This window comes from Serpentinicella alkaliphila (genome assembly GCF_018141405.1).
In the GTDB taxonomy this organism is placed as follows: domain Bacteria; phylum Bacillota; class Clostridia; order Peptostreptococcales; family Natronincolaceae; genus Serpentinicella; species Serpentinicella alkaliphila.
Genome location: NZ_CP058648.1, coordinates 2046925 through 2063105, shown reverse-complemented (window position 1 = coordinate 2063105; position 16181 = coordinate 2046925). Strand labels below are relative to the sequence as shown.

Here is a 16181-nt window from a genome sequence, read left to right as displayed (position 1 = left end):
TATTTTAAAATCAGCACAGAAAAATAAAAGGAAGATAAACACTTTACTTATGTATGCTTATCTTCTTATTTTTATATTTCTGCTGCCCTTGGTATTTCAATTATTTCATTGTTAACTGGTAACTCTCTTCGTATAGTCAGAACAAACCATGCAGTAATGATAATTCCCTTAAGGACACTACTCATACTTATACTCCACCAAATACCATTTAAACCAATTATACTTGATAATATTATACAGGATGGTATTCTAAGGGCATTAGATGTAATTCCTACTATTGAAGGTGGAATAGTTTTACCTAACCCGTTAAACGCACCTGCAGTAGTTATTTCAACACACATGAAAAATTGTGAATAGCCTAGAATTCTTAAATATATAATACCAGCTTCGATAGCTTCCGGCTCTTTAATAAATAATGTAAAGATTTGTTCTCCTGCAAAAATTAGTAACAGAGAAGTAATAACACCTATAGTTCCGATAAACTTAAATGCACTGGAGTAGCCTTTATTGATACGCTCCCATTTATTAGCTCCATAGTTTTGACCAACAAAAGTACTGACAGCAGTTGAAAATCCTGTGGCTGTCGCCCAGGATATAGCCTCAATTTGAGAACCAATTTTCTGTACTGCTACAGGCACTGGACCCCAATTAGCAATGTATCTTGCTATTACCATAGCAATTATTGTAAATAATCCACTTTGTACCGCAACTGGTATACCTAATTTCATAAAAGATCGAAGCTTTCTTAGCTCTATTGATCGTATAAGCTGAATGTTATGGAACACAGTTGTATATTTTCTAAGATAGCTAATGAATAATAAGGTTACTATAATTTGAGATAAAACCGTAGCTATAGCAGCACCTTTAACCCCATATCCTGAAAAACGTCCAAATCCTAAAATTAATATAGGATCTAATATAATATTAACAATTAAACCTACCGTATTAATTAAGAAAGGTTGTTTACTCTTACCATATCCATTTAGTATTGCTGTGAAAATTGGATTTAAAAAAAAGAAAGTCATTCCTGTACCTATTATCCATAGATAAAGCTGAGCATTATTTACAACATCGATTTCTTTTAGATTAAAAAAACCTATTAGTGGTTTTCTAAAGATAATTAAAATCAAAGCATATATAACAGACAAGCCAATAGTAGTCTGCAAAGAATGTCTTATATATTTCTTTGCACCATCAAAATCTTCTCTTCCGACTGATTGTGCTATACCAACTTCCGCCCCGATCTTAGATATAAATATAGGTGCCATGGCAAACCAAGTGAAAAATCCAGCTGTTCCTACTGAAGCAACTGCCCTACTACCTAATCTTCCAACCCACATAATATCAGTTAAATTGTATGCCATTTGAACGAAAGCAGTACCCATTATTGGGAGAGCTAGTAGAAGCAGAGACTTCAAAATACTACCCTCTATTAAATTTTTATTCTCCATACGTATCCTTCTTTCTGACCTAATGATAATAGTTGAAAACACAAAGTAACAAATCTTTTCATCTTACGACATATATCATTATAGATTTATTACCGCTAAGAGTAAACTATTTTTAGCACTTTTCCAAGTTTGTATTCATTATTATAACTATGTGCTCCTTAAGCTTAAATTTCATTTCTACTCTCTGGATCTCTCTTAAGCCTAGACTAAACCAAAAGTTGTATCCGTTTATATTATTTTCAACTACCCCAATACGAATAGCTTTTCCACCACTTCTACTAATCCATTCTTTAATCATATCATAAACTTTCCTTCCTAGACCTAAACCTCTTTCCCTAGGATCTATGAGCATAAGACCAATAATCCATTCACTTATAGCCTTATAGTCTTTAATTATATCGGCTACAGCAACTAACCTATCCATATTATCAAAGACTCCAAAAACAAATTTATCCTCCAAACTTTTATTTGGAGGCAAATCATATAAAATATTTCTTCCTTCGCACTCTTCTGGATGAGTGCCTTCAACCAACTCAAAATAATCTAGACATCTCTCACACAAATTTTGAATTTTTTGTTCATCATATATACTAAGTTCTCGAATTAAATAGGTATTTCGATTAATATAAAACTCACTACTTGGAAAACTCATTTGTTAGTCTCCTTAAATCTTCTATAAAGCTACTTACTGACTCCTCTTTAGTTGCCCAGGAGGTTACAAGTCGAATTGAAGAGTTCTTATCATCAATACTGCTCCACGTATAGAAGGCATACATTTCGTTGAGTTTGTCAATTATGTTATTTGGTAATATCGGAAAGATTTGATTTGAAGTAGACTCTGTTAAAAATGTATATCCTAGCCTTTCAAATTCACTACTTAGCATAGCTGCCATTGAATTTGCATGCTTTGCTAATTCAAAATATAAGCCGTCTTTAAATAGCTCATAAAACTGTAATCCTAATAATCTACCCTTAGCCAAAAGTGCCCCTTTTTGCTTCATATTAAATCTAAAATTTTCCTTAATTCTATCATTATTTATTACAATTGCTTCTCCAATCAAAGCACCATTTTTTGTTCCACCTATGTAAAATACATCTACTAACTTACATAGTCCTTCAATGGTCATATCATTATCCCTAGCGCATATAGCAGAGCCTAATCTAGCCCCGTCTAAAAACAAATATAAATCATTTTGTCTACAATAGTTATATATCTCCTCTAATTCATTCTTCGTATAAACTGTGCCGATTTCTGTAGAATTAGATATGTATACCATTCTTGGTTTTACCATATGTTCATCCGTATGTCCAATTAAAATCTGCTCTATGTCCTTAGCTGTAAGCTTTCCATCTTCCTTTTCAACAGTATTTATTTTATGACCAGTAGCCTCGATAGCCCCTGTTTCGTGAGTATTTATATGTCCAGTACTTGCGGCTATTACAGATTCATATGGCCTAAGAATTGACGAAATAACAATTAAATTAGCTTGAGTCCCACCTGAAACAAAATGAATATCTGAATTAGGACTATTCAATCTTTCCTTAATAATTGAGCTTGCTTTGTGACAATATACATCACCACCATAGCCATCCTGCTGTTCTAAATTTGTGGATATTAAAGCATGAAGAATATTTGGGTGTGCACCCTCACTATAATCGTTTTTAAAACTATATTTAATCATGTTGTCCTCCTTAGTTTATATTACTTATATAACCAGTTTTGCTAACTAAACTTTGACCTTCTTCTGATAATATCCAATCTATAAACTTCAATAGGTTTTCATCCCTATTTGATTTTAATGACACAGCATAAACGGATACAGTAAATGGATATGTATTATTAATTATAGTTTCCTTTGTAGGTTTTACTCCATTAATTGATAAATATTTGATTTGATCATTTTGTATCATCTCTGAGGAGTAATACATAAAAGAATACCCAATTGCATTTTTAGAGTTTTTATAACCTGCAACCCTATTAATAATATCTCCCATACCCCCTGCATAGGTTTCCTTAGTAGGAGCTAACATTTCAATACCGCTCATTACTCTATTTTGCATAACAGTCTGACTTCCTGAATTTTCAGGACGCTGATATGGAATAATTCTACCTTTCCTACCCCCAACTTCCCTCCAATTTCTTATGTTTCCAGAGTATATAGCCTGTATTTCTTCTAAAGACAAATCCTGTACAGGATTCTTTGAATTAGTAAAAAAAACAAAAGCTTCACTTCCTATTTTGGTTAGAACAAATTCATCTCCCATTTTTTTAACTTCTTCTAAATGAGCTTTAGAAGGTTCCGCTACAAATATTATATCAGCTTCACCCTTAATTAATCGTTCATATGCAGTTCCAGTTTTACTGCACCTTATAATACTAAAAGGATAATGTTCACTTGATACAAAAGCCGCATAGACATCCTTTTCAAAATCATTCTTATTTGCTTCAAAGTATTCGCCTAAACCTATGTAAACCGACTCTACGAAAGACGCATACACGGGATAGGCTGCCGTAGCTCCGTCTAACCTTGGCATAGCATCAAAGTCTCTAAATTGTAAGGACGCCGGTTTATCTAATTTCGCTAAAGTATTTTCATCTTTAAATGGGGCTATACGCATTAAATCATATTCTGTCAAGTCATTTCCTACAGTTGACTTGCCATGTACTAGCTCGATTATACCACTATTAATTACCTCATAGGATATTATGCTGGTAAACATAATTACCACAGCTATAGCAAATACAAAAGTTCTCTTAGTTACCCTTTGTAAAATACTCTTACTGAAAAGTAAATCATATAAAATAATTCCAACTACAAATCCAGAATAGGCAACTATCTCTGTTACGGGTAATAAAAAATGGAATCCAGAGAATGCTAAAACAATGTGAAATATTAGAAATACAGGATTTTTAATTACAAATATGCCCCACCACTTAGAATTATAATTTCCATTAGATAGAGCTAATGCTAAAAATAAAAAGATTAGTGTGTAAACAATTGGTATAATACAGTAAATATGTTTGGAATTATTATTGTTTCGAGTATTTAGCTTCGAAAACATTAGCCCTACAGCTGAACCAACAATTAAAGAGCCAAAAATACCTATAATTAAAACTATAAAGTTAACACTATACCTTCCAAGCTGTAAAGAGAATATTGAGTTATATAGTGGCATTAGTAAGAATAATCCTATTGTTAAAATAACAGGAATAAGAATCATTTGATATAACAATATAGTTATGGCTGTACTTTTATTAGATTTCAAGAAAATTCCCCCATATCTCTTTCATCTATAAATCTTTTTATAATCTATTTTGATTTTTTAATATAAACTTTTCAACTACCTGACCTAGTATCTCTGCATACTGCATCCATAAAAAGGCATGCTTTGAACCTTGAATATAAACTATATCAAAATCTTTAATGAATGAACAAAGTCCTTCTAAACATTCTTTTATTCTTTCATTATTCCATTCATCTTCACTTAGTATAAAAAGAATTGGACAATTAATCTTTTTATAATATTGCTCAAATTCAAAATTCCAGTAATGAGAATTATAATCTACAGATACATATAAAGGTGTTGCATATATATATTTACCTTCATCATTTATAGAAACATTACTATCTACAAAGCCTTGAAAGTGTTCATTCCAAATGCCATCTTCTTTAAATTTATTTATTTGCCTATCAATTACCTCAGCTCTACTATTAAAAATTAATTGTGTCTTTTTAGCAAATTTTGCATTTCTTTTTTCCTTTTCTTCTCTTATCTCCTCTTCACTGCCTTTGAATAAGCCAAATTCACCAAACTCGTTATACATAGCACCTTCACAAATAAGTGAAATCACTTTTTCTGGATAAGAACTTGCAAAATTGACCGCAACCTCAGCCCCTAGAGAGCTCCCTACGATATGGCATTTATCAATTTGAAGTTCTTCTAAAAGATAATATATGTCTTTTGCCATATTATCTATATGATATCCATTTCTAGGTTTATCGGATTTTCCATGACCTCGTAAATCCGGTGCAATTATTCTAAAGCTATTAAAAAATCTTTTAATAATTCCATTGAAGATTTCATTTGTGCCTTCACTAAAATGAATAAACAGAATTGTAGGTTTATCAGTTTCTGTATACCTAACATTTATATTCATAAGATTCTTAAGTTCAATTCTTCTTTCGATTATCTTCATTTGTTTATCTCTCCCTTACCCCAGTTAAGTACAACTATTTTTTATATTTTTTATACAGATGAAATGAAAGCTCAAAAAATATACCAGCTACTATACCTATTATTGACCACATAATTAGAGACATAACTCCAATCAAATCTCCCCAACCAGTCATTCCTGACACGAAGGCCCTAATCATCTCAAAAAAACCAATAAACATACATGCTAAGAAAGTATATAAGGAAATTTTTAACTTAAAAAAGCTAAACAATCCAGCAGCAGATCCTACCATTACAGAAAATATAGCATAGGCTAATATATTACTTGAATTAATTTGATTCTTTGCTGCATACTTTATCCCTATAAATAATAACATAAATGATACTAAAGCACATGCAAAACCTAGTAATAAATGTTTCCTTTTACTATTTATCAATGTCTTTTCCCCCTAAGTTTTATTAGAGTGGTTTTTGATAAAACACTCCGTATACATTTGACTCGCTTTTTCTCAATTTTGTTCCGCTAAAGCATATCTAAACTAAAAATATATGGATTATCAAAGTTCATATTCATATAGACTATAACTTTACCAGTAATTTGATTATACAATACGGACCATTGTGTTTTTCCATCTATTATAATATCCTCAAGTAATTTTATTGCCTCATATTCTGTTAAAACTCCGTTATTTTTAGATAGTTTATTAAATGCAGTAGAATATCTATTACAATCATTATTGTAATCGTGTATATTTAAATCTCTAAATGAAAAATTAGATGCAATTTGATAATTAGAATAAGTTTCGTAGAATTTTACCTTATTGTCTTCAAAAGAAGCTATTACTGTTTTTCCACTTGCATCCGAAAGTAGATAATGTACATCTATATCACTTGTAAAATAATAGTTGTACTTCTCTAGTAGCCCCATTGCCTCATTAACATTTGAAGCCTTATCCAAAACTAATCTTATAGCAGTTGTTGTATTTAAATAGATTTTATCAGTATCTTTAGGGGGCTGTGCATCTGGTACCGCTAACACAGAAATAGCTACCCCACACTCATTCATACCGTCAAAAGGCAAATATGGCGCCGATAGAACCGGAATAGTGCCTAGACTATATCTTTTCGGGAGATTATCTTTTGTATACCCTGCAAAAGCTAAGTTCACCATAGATATAGATGCATAGCCATTAGAAGGATTGGTTTTAAGAAGTAGAGTTGGAGCATATCTATAATCAAAATTCCTTCCGTAAATCTGCTCACCATATTCATTAATAGCAGTAAACGCAGTACAACTGACAGAAGGAATATTTAGATTTAACTTTCTCCCCCTGACTAATCTATTCCTAAGGAATTTCTCTAATTCCATATCATTTTTAGCTCCGACTTCTAGAAACTCATTAAAATGATAATCGCCCCTATAGGTCATACCATAAAGTGGATGACCGTTAATAATCTCTAAGGATTTCAAAGTGTATAATTCATTTCTAAAGAAAACTAATAAAAATATTACAGTCAAAAGAATAACACCTATTATAGTAATAAAAATTCTCTTTATTAATTCCAAGGATTTTAAGTACATTTTTATTACTCCCCTTTTTGTTAAAGGTTGAAATTTATATAATATATAAGCGGCCTGAAAAACTTATAGCCGCTTTTAATTAATTCTTTATTTCTTAGTTTTTCTAAGTATAAACATATATGTTAATACAGCTAACAGAAGTACTGAAAATCCTAAAATTGCAATATTTCTTCTAGTGCTTAGACTATTGTTAATATCCTCTACAACTTCCTGTTGAATATTAGTTATACTAGTTGTTGTTTCATTCTTTTCTAAGTTTCTTTGTGCTTCTTGATATTTACCCTGATTTATATATTGTTCATATCTTTTTACCATATTATAGTTTCGGCTTACTAACTTTAAGGTCCGGTAATCCGTTGAAGTGCATTTAAATATCCAAGAATTATGAATTGTATTGTCTTCAATTAATACTGCAACAACATAATCACCAATCTTTGGCTCTAGTGTATTTCCATAATAACTGAATTTTTTAACGGATATTTGATTCTCAGAAACATGCCCCATTAACAAATCTATAATCTCTATATTATATGTCTCATCACTATCATCAACTATTTCACCAATAAATAAAGCCTGTTGCTCACCCATCATTATTGATTCCGGAATGTCTCCAGCAAATACCCTTACTGTAGATAGGAATAGTAGCAGTGCTAAAACAATTACTATTTTTTTAATCTCAATTACCTCCCACCTAATAGTTTTATTAAGTCTATGCATGTCTATATTACCTTATTCACTAAATATATTCACTTAGTACATACTCACTTTAATATTTAAAATTATTTATTTTTAGAAATGTCTTGTTAAAAATCCTATTATTCTATCTACGTATTCTTTATCAGCTTGAGGACTAATAAAATTATCACCATTTAGTATTATAAGTAAGCCACCATCCCTAATCCAAGTTTCAACATGGTCCGGTGCAATTTCTATAATTCGTCTAAAATTTTCTTTTGGAATTTGAGAATCTTCACTTGAGTGTATAATGAGTGCTGGCCTTTGGCCTAAATGCTTTATTTGATAGATGAATATGCAGATAAGCTTATTAGCCACTAATTTTATCAATTTTACCTATGACATTTATAGCAGTAGCTCCACCCATAGATAGACCATAGACAACTATAGGTACATCCTTGTGTTTTTCTTCTGCAATAATATAATTTACCACAGCCTCAACATCCATATATTCTTTATATCCAAGAGAAATAATATCTCCGTCACTTTCACCATGTGCTCTCATCTCTAGCAAAATAGATGCAAAATTATAATCCTTAAGAAGTCTTGCATGACCGTAAAAAGCGGTTACTGATGGATTATGTATTCCGGATAAAAATATTACAACAGCCCGAGGATTATGTTCGTATATTTCATAAGCCCTTATATTTAATCCATCCGTTGTTGATAAATCAAGTTTATCAGAAGTTAGATTAAAATCTTCTGCTACATATATTTTGTTAAAAGTCACATGTCCATTTATCATATCCTTCATAATAATTGAAGGTGTAAGGAGAAGAATAGTAAATAAAAGAGTACAAATTACCAAAATTAATACTTTCAACCGTCTGACTACAATATTCCTTTTATCAGCTTTCACGTAGATTTCTTTACCTATATTATTAATCTTATAGCCCTCCTATCTAAAATAATCATTTATTCTTCACCATTACATTAAGCTTAATATATTACTTTACAGTTCTATCTCTTTGCTTGTCCGCATATATATATTTTGAAATTTAAATTATAGGAGGCTAAATTTATGAACGATAGCCCTAAGTACCAGCTTATTTCTCAGATAGTCAGTACGATAATTTCAAAGCCTTATATTGAAGTAAATATTTCAAAGGAAACAAAGGAGATTGGAATTACCGATAGAAAAACTAATTCATATATTACATTACATGAATTGATTAATTACCTGACCTATAATATAAAATAAAGATTACTACTTTCAACACCTCATATTATTGAGGTTTTGTTTTTTGCTAATCTAAATATTTATGGATAGAATATTATTAAACTACTACCTTTATTGAAAGGCCTTTTATGCTACCGAATTATTTAAATATAATAATTATAATAATTTTCTCTATTTCTTTCCTATGGATTATTAAGCTTATTCTTAAGGAACTTTTTACTGGAATAGCTTTTACTAAAGACATAGAATACTTAAAACAAAACAGTCCTAGTTAGCAATACAAAAATACTAGAATAACTTCGCCATATAAAATTCATCTATATATTTACCATTAATAACTAAAGACCTTTCTTTTATTCCCTCTATCTTAAACCCTTTATTTTCATATAATTTCATTGCACTTTCATTATGCTTCATCACGGTTAGTTCTAATCTTGTAATGCCGTTTTTCATAGCCCATTCATCTAATTTTAGAAATAACTGCTTTCCAATCCCCATCCCCCTATAATTTTCTAATATGCCAGTGACTATATATGCGCTATGCTTTATTCTATTTGCAAATCCCCTTTCAGCAGATAAAAATCCTACTATCTCATAGTCCTGTTCAGCTACTAAAATTAATGATCCTCTACTCAAACTATCTATTATTCTATTTTTCATATCATTTATTGTTACTTTACGTTCTCCTGGTTCAAACATCATATTTTCCGTTTCATTATCTAAGCTTATTAACATTTTTAAATACTTCTCTGCATCAGTTTCTGTTATTTCTCTAATATTCATTAATAAAATATCCTCCACATTCACAATCTAGTAACTTGTTTTATTTAAACTTGGAATTATCATAATTATATGGAATACTCGTACCTACAACAACATCTTCAATTTTATCTACAATTAGCCAATCATCCATATTGCTTTGATGGTCGAATTCTAAAGGAGAAATTTCTTTTATATCACTTATTTCCACTAGGCATAGACACTTCTTATGCCATCTTTGTTTTTCCTTTTCACTTAAATTAAGCTTTCTTTGATTATCTTCTAAAATAGTTATTATCTCGTTGTCTGATAATTTAACATAATTCTGAACATTATTCACATTGGCTGTAGCAGTAATTTTGCCTGTTCCTCTAGTAATAAAGTACAAGGTTTCACCTTCAAAAACTCTGCTATGTGGGATTTTCCTTCCAGCTGCACCTCTAATAATCATAGTTTTAGTGCCTCTTATAATTTTATCTAAAACCTTCTCTTTATTATCACAATATACTAAGTGTACCATATAACATTCTCCTTTAGTTTATTATTTACATGAGTTATGCAGTTGACTCCATATACTGGGAATTTTGCACAGTAAACCAACCTAACAATAAATTCTTCGGCCAAAATTTATCAATAAGTCTTGCAAATTGCCTAACTTCTGTGTCAAAATGTACTTGTATAGTTTGAAAGCATTGCTGTGCTTTTATAACGATACGGTATGTGGCGTTGAAAAAGTTTCGGACCATTTCGCCGTGGGTGAAGCCTTCTTCAGCGCCTTTATTATTGAGTTCCCATCTTGCATAGACAAGTAAAGTTTCTGCTGTAAAAATGAGCTCAATATGGGCGTAATGATGACTTTCCGACGTTGAGTGGCAAGAATTCAACCCCAGTTCTTGTTTTGCAGTTCTAAAAAAAACCTCAATGCTCCAACGCTTAATATATGCATCTAAAGCTTCTTCAGGATTATCGACCCTATTACTAATCAAAAGGTAAGCCCCACGATATGTAGCTGCAACCTCTTTGTTTTTCTCAAATTCATCCTTCATCATTTCAGTATCTTCTTTGAGTCTTGTAGCTACAACTGCTGCAATAGGCGTATAACGATACTTAGTTACTACTTTACCCTGCTTTCCAACTAAACGGTAGGGTAACTTGATATAAATATTAGGTATGGATATAGCACTTACTTTATCTTTGGCACCACTAATAAGAAGTTTGAAAAAAACTTCTTTAATAAGCATTGAAGGCTTTACAGGGATAAAGCGTTCTCGGCCTGTAATATTCTCAATTTCTTTTCGATAAAGTGCTGTATTACGTTTTGCCTTAGTAACCCAATCATATTGATGATCTGTGAGCCAATTAAAAAAGTCTTTGCATAAAAACCGACGGTCCATGGCAACCCATAGTACCCCTGTGTAAATCCGGCGAATATCCATTAGCATTTCTTTTGAAAGATCTATTTTTGTCTGTTTTTCATCGCTATTTTCTACCTTACGCCAAATACGCCAAAACAATGGATATTTAAGTCCGTTCTTTAATACAACAGTTGTAGCAACTATATTCATACACCAGATATTTATTTTAATGGAGCTATCATATAACCAACAAAGGAAAGGGATTTTCTTTCCATGGGCATGAGCCACCTTTGTATCATCAAGTACAATAACATCTCCTTCAGTAAATGCAGTTTCTTCTTCTTGTTGTAGTCTTTGTACTCTTTTAAAACTAAATAAACCCCAATTATAATCAGTTGTAAAAAAGCGGCTAAAGGTATATGAGCCATTTTAAGATTCCGAAACATCGGTTGTAATAAGCTATCCTTAGTAGCATAATCAGAAATACGTGAGACAGAATTTTTATTAGCAATAAGTCCTACCACATAAGCAAAAGCAATAAGCCAAGTGGGTACACCATTACGTTTTACAATACCCGATTGCGTAAGCAGAAGTGAAAAATCAAATTTATCCCAAATTGCTTTTAAAACTGGCGTTCCGCCCCCATTTCCTTGTTGTAAATTTCTATATTTCGGTTTCCCAAGAGTCATATTTATCACCCATTCATCAAGAGTAATGGCTATTAATACCATTCACTTTGATTATTGGGGCGGGTTTAAAAAGTCAAGTCTTTTTTGCTATTTCAAGACATATAAAACAAAAATATTTTTTAGTATATTATAATATACGATACATCAGTCTTATTTACATTTATTTACACGAACTGCATAACTCATGTATTTAAAGTTTTATGGTAATATTTAACTAACTATACATTAATATAATTATATCCCTTATACAAATAATTCTATTGCTTAATCTTCTACTAAGATATAAGCCCTTACTAAGTATCATGTAAGGGCTTTTCATATTGTTATTAGTACTTATATAAATAAATTTCTCAACTAGTAGTTAGCACAATAATTAACTAGGGACTTTCTCCTCAATAAAATTAGGTGCCTTAGGAGGCTTAGCAAATAGGCTCATAACAGCCCCTATTGTACATAATCCACCGGTTATCAAAAATGCCATTTCATAGCTACCACCTGAGCTCTCAACAACAACTGAAGCTAATCTTGGCCCTATAATAGCTCCTAAGCTATAAGCTAAAAATATAAAACCATAATTCATACCAACATATTTAGCACCATAAAAGTCTGCTGCAACCGAAGGAAATGTACCCATAGCACCACCAAAACAAAATGCAACAAGGGCTACCCCTAAAGCATATAACCAGTAACTACCTAAGGAATTCATGCTAAACATTGTTGCTGCACTTATTAAATACATAATGAATACAACTTTAACTCTGCCTATTTTATCAGAAAGAGTTCCCCAGAACATTCTTCCTGCTGTATTTACCATGGCTAGTATACTTACAATTGAACCTGCTTCAATCGGTGTTAACTTAGCTACCTGCTGTCCAATAGGAGACGCATGGCCAATAATCATTAAACCCGCTATATTTGCAAAAGTATAAATAATCAATAGGAAGTAATATTCTTTAGTTTTCAACATTTCCTTTGGAGTAAAATTATATTCAGTTTTATTTGATACTCCTGCCTTTTGAACCGGAGGAACCCATCCATCAGGAACATATCCATCTGGAGCAGCCTTTAATAGTCTTCCCCCAATTATAACTCCAATTATGGTATATATTGCTTGCATAAAAAAAGTATTTAGTGGACCATAGCTTTCAACTAACTTAGTCGCAACGGGTGCATAGAAAACAGAACCCAGTCCAAATCCCGCAACTGCTAGCCCCGAAATCATACCCCGTTTATCTGGGAACCATTTAACACATGTAGCTATAGGAATTCCATATGCAATACCTATTCCTGCTCCACCTAATACCCCATATCCTAAATATAACATCCCTAAAGAGGTTGTTCTGGATGAAACTACTAAACCTAAGGACAATACTCCTGCTCCTAATAGTACCATTCTCGTTGGCCCATATTTCGGAAGGAGTCGTCCTGCAACAATCATCAGTATAGGAATTATAGCTAGATTAATTGAAAACGCCAGGGAAACCTCAGATGATGACCAGCCGAACATTTGTTGTATTGGTTTTTGAAAAACACTCCAAGTATAGAGAGCCCCTAAACAAAACTGCACAATAACGCCACCTAAAACAACTGACCACCTATTGATGTTTACCTCTTTCGTTTCCATAATAATTCCTCCTTGATTTATAATTATTAACTTGCTTTTATTTAAAAAGTTATAGTATAAAATGGTCAGTATTATTATATATTCACTGTATTAATGCAATATTTTTCTATTTTTCTTAAATCATTTTTGGTTAAAGTATTTTCATACACTTTAATTATACAATATATTCCAGTTTGTACCAACATCAATATTTACTTATATATAAATATATCTCTCTCCATCCAAGAATACTATTGGTAGTTAGCTATACGATGTACAAACAGTTATTTATTTCAAAGCAAATTGCCTCCGAATCAGTTGTTTCTTTAACCCATAAAGCAAGTTTAAGAATTAACACCTCTGCCTTTTTAATATCTGCTACATAACAAATAATTAGTTTTGTTTTAGAACTAGTAATAGCACCTGATAATTGTTCCTCCCAATATCCCATTCCATCTATAACAGTTGCCCCATGGCCCAATGAAATCAGTTGCTTCAAGCACTCCTCTAATAATATATCTATTGCAATTTGAGACAACGCCTTATTATGACCGTCCTTTAGCGGAATATATATAATAGTTTTATATGGCAGCTTTACAACATCCATTACTAAATCTCCTTTCATGCTTCATCATCTTTTTTAATTATTTCATATGTGGTATAAATTATTCGATATTTCTCAACTCTTGAAAATATGTATGAAAAAAATGAAAACCTATATTCGACTAAATATAGGCTTAATTGAAGATCTGAATTATTTAGTACCTAAAGTATTACTCTATCCCTATCAAAATTTTTTCAATTATCCACATGCAGTATAAAAAACTATTCATGGCAAACCATTTGATAAAGGCAAAATACCTTTTATCTTCGTAATCTATAACTGGAATTAAAATAATAATAGGCATAATTGTTTTTAGTATTTTAACAGTTAAAAAATTATAATCTCCACCATTGGTTGTAATTAAATAAAATATCAAATGGAATGTGAGATAAGATGCTAAGGATATTACAGTGACTATTACATCTTTCATTTTTCTAAAGATCAGCACTTTTGCTAAATATACAGTAATCAAAAGTAGTGGTATTGAGCTCCAAATTATAGATATATATTGAGTTGTTAATAAAGACATAGACATATCTCCTCCATACAAATTTATACTAATTATATGAACTCTTGTCTATATAAATAACTATTTTATTGTAATACCAATCTTCAAACTCCACCTATATATTAATACATAAATTCTATCTCAAATTAAAAAAGAAGTAGTCCAGTGCTACTTCTTCAATCCAGCCTTATCTATTATACTATTTAAATCTTTTTGCGAACCAACTTTCGGGGTATAATGATTTGTTTTTTCTGAACCACCCCATAATACTGGATAATACTCAAATTTCTCTTTTATATTACCATCTATATCTTTTACTAATTTTAATTCAACCATTAAACCATGAGGATCTTTTTGTGGATTTTTAGCTACAAACATAAAATCACCTAGACTATAAAAAATCGTTTTACCCTTGTAAACTTCATTTTTTTGTACTACATGGGGATGACCCCCTACTACTAAGTCAACACCAAAATCTATTAATTTTCTACCATAATCCTTTTGTCTTTGTGTTACTGTATATTCTCCTTGACCTCCCCAATGTACATAGCAAATAATATAATCGACATCCTCTATTTCTTTTAAATAGGTTACATCTCTGTTTATTGTTTCATCCGTAGCATAGGAGGTGTTAAACCCATAATAAGATAGTAATCCTACTCTAATTCCTTCTTTATCTATTATTTCTTTCTTATCAACTTTTATATTTCCTAGCTCTATATTAGAAGTCGTGAACTCATTTGTACCAAACCACGCTATACCTTTCTTATCAAGCAATGCTATGCTGTCTTCAAAGCCTGCTTGTAAATAGTCTTGCATATGGTTATTTACAACTGCTAAATGAGTTATTCCACTTTTTTCTATTACCTCTAAGTACTGTGTAGTTGCTTTATATGTATATATTTTTCCCTTTTGATACTCTTTCCTGTCGGTAAATACATTTTCTATATTTGCTATTACATAATCTACTCTATTAAAGTATTCTTGCATATACTGAAAGAAATATTCTGGACCCTTATTATCATAAACTTCATGAAATCTGTTTCTATTACCAAAATTTGTTGCCAGACAAACATCACCTAACAACATAACACTAAGTTCTACTTCGTTTTGGTTATCCATTAATACCTCATCTATTTCTAGCTTTTCAATTTTTCCTATTTCAGTTCCTTCTATTTTTTTTAGTACATTGGTATAACTTTCTAAACTCCTTTTCCCCTCACCTATAATTATAAACGAGCTTATCATTAGCATGCATAGTATGGGTATAAGAATCTTTAAGTTCTTCATTCATGCATACCTCTTCTATTTACCTGTTTAGTCAATTTCCACCGCCATGCCATAGAATCACCTCATATATTTTTTATATACTTATTCAGTACATTTCAAATTTATGAAGCAAAAAAAACTATTCTATTTATCTTACATGGCGGAATAATGATAGATACTCCTTTATGTTTATAAAATTCTTTCATAAATTATTAGATCTTTCAAAAATTAAAATATTTACTTACAATTAATCTAGACAACAAAAAAACC

The 16181-nt window shown here is 31.2% G+C and carries 19 protein-coding genes; 1 reads left to right on the top strand and 18 read right to left on the bottom strand.

Annotated elements, in window-relative coordinates; translation table 11 throughout:
- Positions 1 to 71: 71 nt before the first annotated feature.
- The 10 genes from HZR23_RS10435 to HZR23_RS10390 all read right to left on the bottom strand — a co-directional run bounded on the left by HZR23_RS10435 (position 72) and on the right by HZR23_RS10390 (position 8767).
- Positions 72 to 1451, bottom strand: coding sequence for an MATE family efflux transporter (locus HZR23_RS10435; RefSeq protein ID WP_132849352.1), 1380 nt, complete (start codon positions 1449 to 1451; stop codon positions 72 to 74).
- Between the two features lie 112 nt (positions 1452 to 1563).
- The gene (locus tag HZR23_RS10430) at positions 1564 to 2103 is read right to left on the bottom strand and encodes a GNAT family N-acetyltransferase (protein ID WP_132849353.1); all 540 of its coding nucleotides are present in this window, start codon (positions 2101 to 2103) and stop codon (positions 1564 to 1566) included.
- On the bottom strand, positions 2087 to 3133 hold the full coding sequence (locus tag HZR23_RS10425; protein ID WP_132849354.1) for a threonine aldolase family protein: 1047 nt from the start codon (positions 3131 to 3133) through the stop codon (positions 2087 to 2089). Before HZR23_RS10425 ends, HZR23_RS10430 begins: the two co-directional genes overlap by 17 nt.
- A gap of 10 nt (positions 3134 to 3143) precedes the next feature.
- A complete protein-coding gene (locus HZR23_RS10420; RefSeq protein ID WP_243098265.1) occupies positions 3144 to 4718 on the bottom strand; it encodes a PstS family phosphate ABC transporter substrate-binding protein in 1575 nt (524 codons plus the stop codon).
- 37 nt (positions 4719 to 4755) lie between these two features.
- Positions 4756 to 5649, bottom strand: a complete 894-nt coding sequence (locus HZR23_RS10415) for an alpha/beta hydrolase (protein ID WP_132849355.1) — start codon at positions 5647 to 5649, stop codon at positions 4756 to 4758.
- 34 nt (positions 5650 to 5683) lie between these two features.
- Positions 5684 to 6064: a hypothetical protein gene (locus tag HZR23_RS10410; protein WP_132849356.1), complete on the bottom strand. Its 381-nt coding sequence runs from the start codon at positions 6062 to 6064 to the stop codon at positions 5684 to 5686.
- A gap of 86 nt (positions 6065 to 6150) precedes the next feature.
- Positions 6151 to 7194, bottom strand: a complete 1044-nt coding sequence (locus HZR23_RS10405) for a linear amide C-N hydrolase (protein ID WP_213050220.1) — start codon at positions 7192 to 7194, stop codon at positions 6151 to 6153.
- A gap of 102 nt (positions 7195 to 7296) precedes the next feature.
- Positions 7297 to 7926: a hypothetical protein gene (locus HZR23_RS10400; protein ID WP_132849358.1), complete on the bottom strand. Its 630-nt coding sequence runs from the start codon at positions 7924 to 7926 to the stop codon at positions 7297 to 7299.
- Between the two features lie 72 nt (positions 7927 to 7998).
- Positions 7999 to 8274, bottom strand: coding sequence for an alpha/beta hydrolase family protein (locus HZR23_RS10395; protein ID WP_132849359.1), 276 nt, complete (start codon positions 8272 to 8274; stop codon positions 7999 to 8001).
- Positions 8255 to 8767 (bottom strand): alpha/beta hydrolase, encoded by a 513-nt coding sequence (locus HZR23_RS10390; RefSeq protein WP_132849360.1) that lies wholly within the window; start codon positions 8765 to 8767, stop codon positions 8255 to 8257. Before HZR23_RS10390 ends, HZR23_RS10395 begins: the two co-directional genes overlap by 20 nt.
- 198 nt (positions 8768 to 8965) lie before the next feature.
- Between HZR23_RS10390 and HZR23_RS10385 the strand changes: the two genes are divergently transcribed.
- Complete coding sequence (locus HZR23_RS10385; RefSeq protein WP_132849361.1) at positions 8966 to 9145, top strand: hypothetical protein; 180 nt, start codon at positions 8966 to 8968, stop codon at positions 9143 to 9145.
- Between the two features lie 267 nt (positions 9146 to 9412).
- On the opposite strand, the gene HZR23_RS10380 is transcribed toward HZR23_RS10385, so the two are convergent.
- The 8 genes from HZR23_RS10380 to HZR23_RS10345 all read right to left on the bottom strand — a co-directional run bounded on the left by HZR23_RS10380 (position 9413) and on the right by HZR23_RS10345 (position 15932).
- Entirely contained in the window at positions 9413 to 9907 is a 495-nt protein-coding gene (locus HZR23_RS10380) for a GNAT family N-acetyltransferase (RefSeq protein WP_132849362.1), read from the bottom strand.
- Positions 9908 to 9947: 40 nt separating this feature from the next.
- Positions 9948 to 10403, bottom strand: coding sequence for a hypothetical protein (locus tag HZR23_RS10375; RefSeq protein WP_132849363.1), 456 nt, complete (start codon positions 10401 to 10403; stop codon positions 9948 to 9950).
- 34 nt (positions 10404 to 10437) lie between these two features.
- Positions 10438 to 11526: a transposase gene (locus tag HZR23_RS10370; protein ID WP_249536668.1), complete on the bottom strand. Its 1089-nt coding sequence runs from the start codon at positions 11524 to 11526 to the stop codon at positions 10438 to 10440.
- Positions 11460 to 11969, bottom strand: coding sequence for a hypothetical protein (locus HZR23_RS10365; protein WP_213050219.1), 510 nt, complete (start codon positions 11967 to 11969; stop codon positions 11460 to 11462). Before HZR23_RS10365 ends, HZR23_RS10370 begins: the two co-directional genes overlap by 67 nt.
- Positions 11970 to 12300: 331 nt before the next feature.
- Positions 12301 to 13551 carry an L-lactate MFS transporter gene (locus HZR23_RS10360; protein WP_132849242.1) on the bottom strand — a complete coding sequence of 417 codons (1251 nt, stop codon included), beginning with the start codon at positions 13549 to 13551 and terminating at the stop codon, positions 12301 to 12303.
- Positions 13552 to 13795: 244 nt separating this feature from the next.
- On the bottom strand, positions 13796 to 14155 hold the full coding sequence (locus tag HZR23_RS10355; protein ID WP_213050218.1) for a hypothetical protein: 360 nt from the start codon (positions 14153 to 14155) through the stop codon (positions 13796 to 13798).
- Positions 14156 to 14303: 148 nt separating this feature from the next.
- Positions 14304 to 14669, bottom strand: coding sequence for a hypothetical protein (locus HZR23_RS10350; protein WP_213050217.1), 366 nt, complete (start codon positions 14667 to 14669; stop codon positions 14304 to 14306).
- A gap of 141 nt (positions 14670 to 14810) precedes the next feature.
- Entirely contained in the window at positions 14811 to 15932 is a 1122-nt protein-coding gene (locus tag HZR23_RS10345) for a CapA family protein (RefSeq protein ID WP_132849239.1), read from the bottom strand.
- Positions 15933 to 16181 lie beyond the last annotated feature (249 nt).

What these genes read in the sequence shown, in the direction of transcription:
- HZR23_RS10350 (WP_213050217.1), bottom strand. Translation starts at nt 14,669, where the DNA reads ATGTCTATGTCTTTATTAACAACTCAATATATATCTATAATTTGGAGC.
- HZR23_RS10365 (WP_213050219.1), bottom strand. Translation starts at nt 11,969, where the DNA reads ATGGTATTAATAGCCATTACTCTTGATGAATGGGTGATAAATATGACT.
- HZR23_RS10430 (WP_132849353.1), bottom strand. Translation starts at nt 2,103, where the DNA reads ATGAGTTTTCCAAGTAGTGAGTTTTATATTAATCGAAATACCTATTTA.
- HZR23_RS10415 (WP_132849355.1), bottom strand. Translation starts at nt 5,649, where the DNA reads ATGAAGATAATCGAAAGAAGAATTGAACTTAAGAATCTTATGAATATA.
- HZR23_RS10360 (WP_132849242.1), bottom strand. Translation starts at nt 13,551, where the DNA reads ATGGAAACGAAAGAGGTAAACATCAATAGGTGGTCAGTTGTTTTAGGT.
- HZR23_RS10400 (WP_132849358.1), bottom strand. Translation starts at nt 7,926, where the DNA reads ATGCATAGACTTAATAAAACTATTAGGTGGGAGGTAATTGAGATTAAA.
- HZR23_RS10345 (WP_132849239.1), bottom strand. Translation starts at nt 15,932, where the DNA reads ATGAAGAACTTAAAGATTCTTATACCCATACTATGCATGCTAATGATA.
- HZR23_RS10425 (WP_132849354.1), bottom strand. Translation starts at nt 3,133, where the DNA reads ATGATTAAATATAGTTTTAAAAACGATTATAGTGAGGGTGCACACCCA.
- HZR23_RS10375 (WP_132849363.1), bottom strand. Translation starts at nt 10,403, where the DNA reads ATGGTACACTTAGTATATTGTGATAATAAAGAGAAGGTTTTAGATAAA.
- HZR23_RS10380 (WP_132849362.1), bottom strand. Translation starts at nt 9,907, where the DNA reads ATGAATATTAGAGAAATAACAGAAACTGATGCAGAGAAGTATTTAAAA.
- HZR23_RS10435 (WP_132849352.1), bottom strand. Translation starts at nt 1,451, where the DNA reads ATGGAGAATAAAAATTTAATAGAGGGTAGTATTTTGAAGTCTCTGCTT.
- HZR23_RS10385 (WP_132849361.1), top strand. Translation starts at nt 8,966, where the DNA reads ATGAACGATAGCCCTAAGTACCAGCTTATTTCTCAGATAGTCAGTACG.
- HZR23_RS10355 (WP_213050218.1), bottom strand. Translation starts at nt 14,155, where the DNA reads ATGAAAGGAGATTTAGTAATGGATGTTGTAAAGCTGCCATATAAAACT.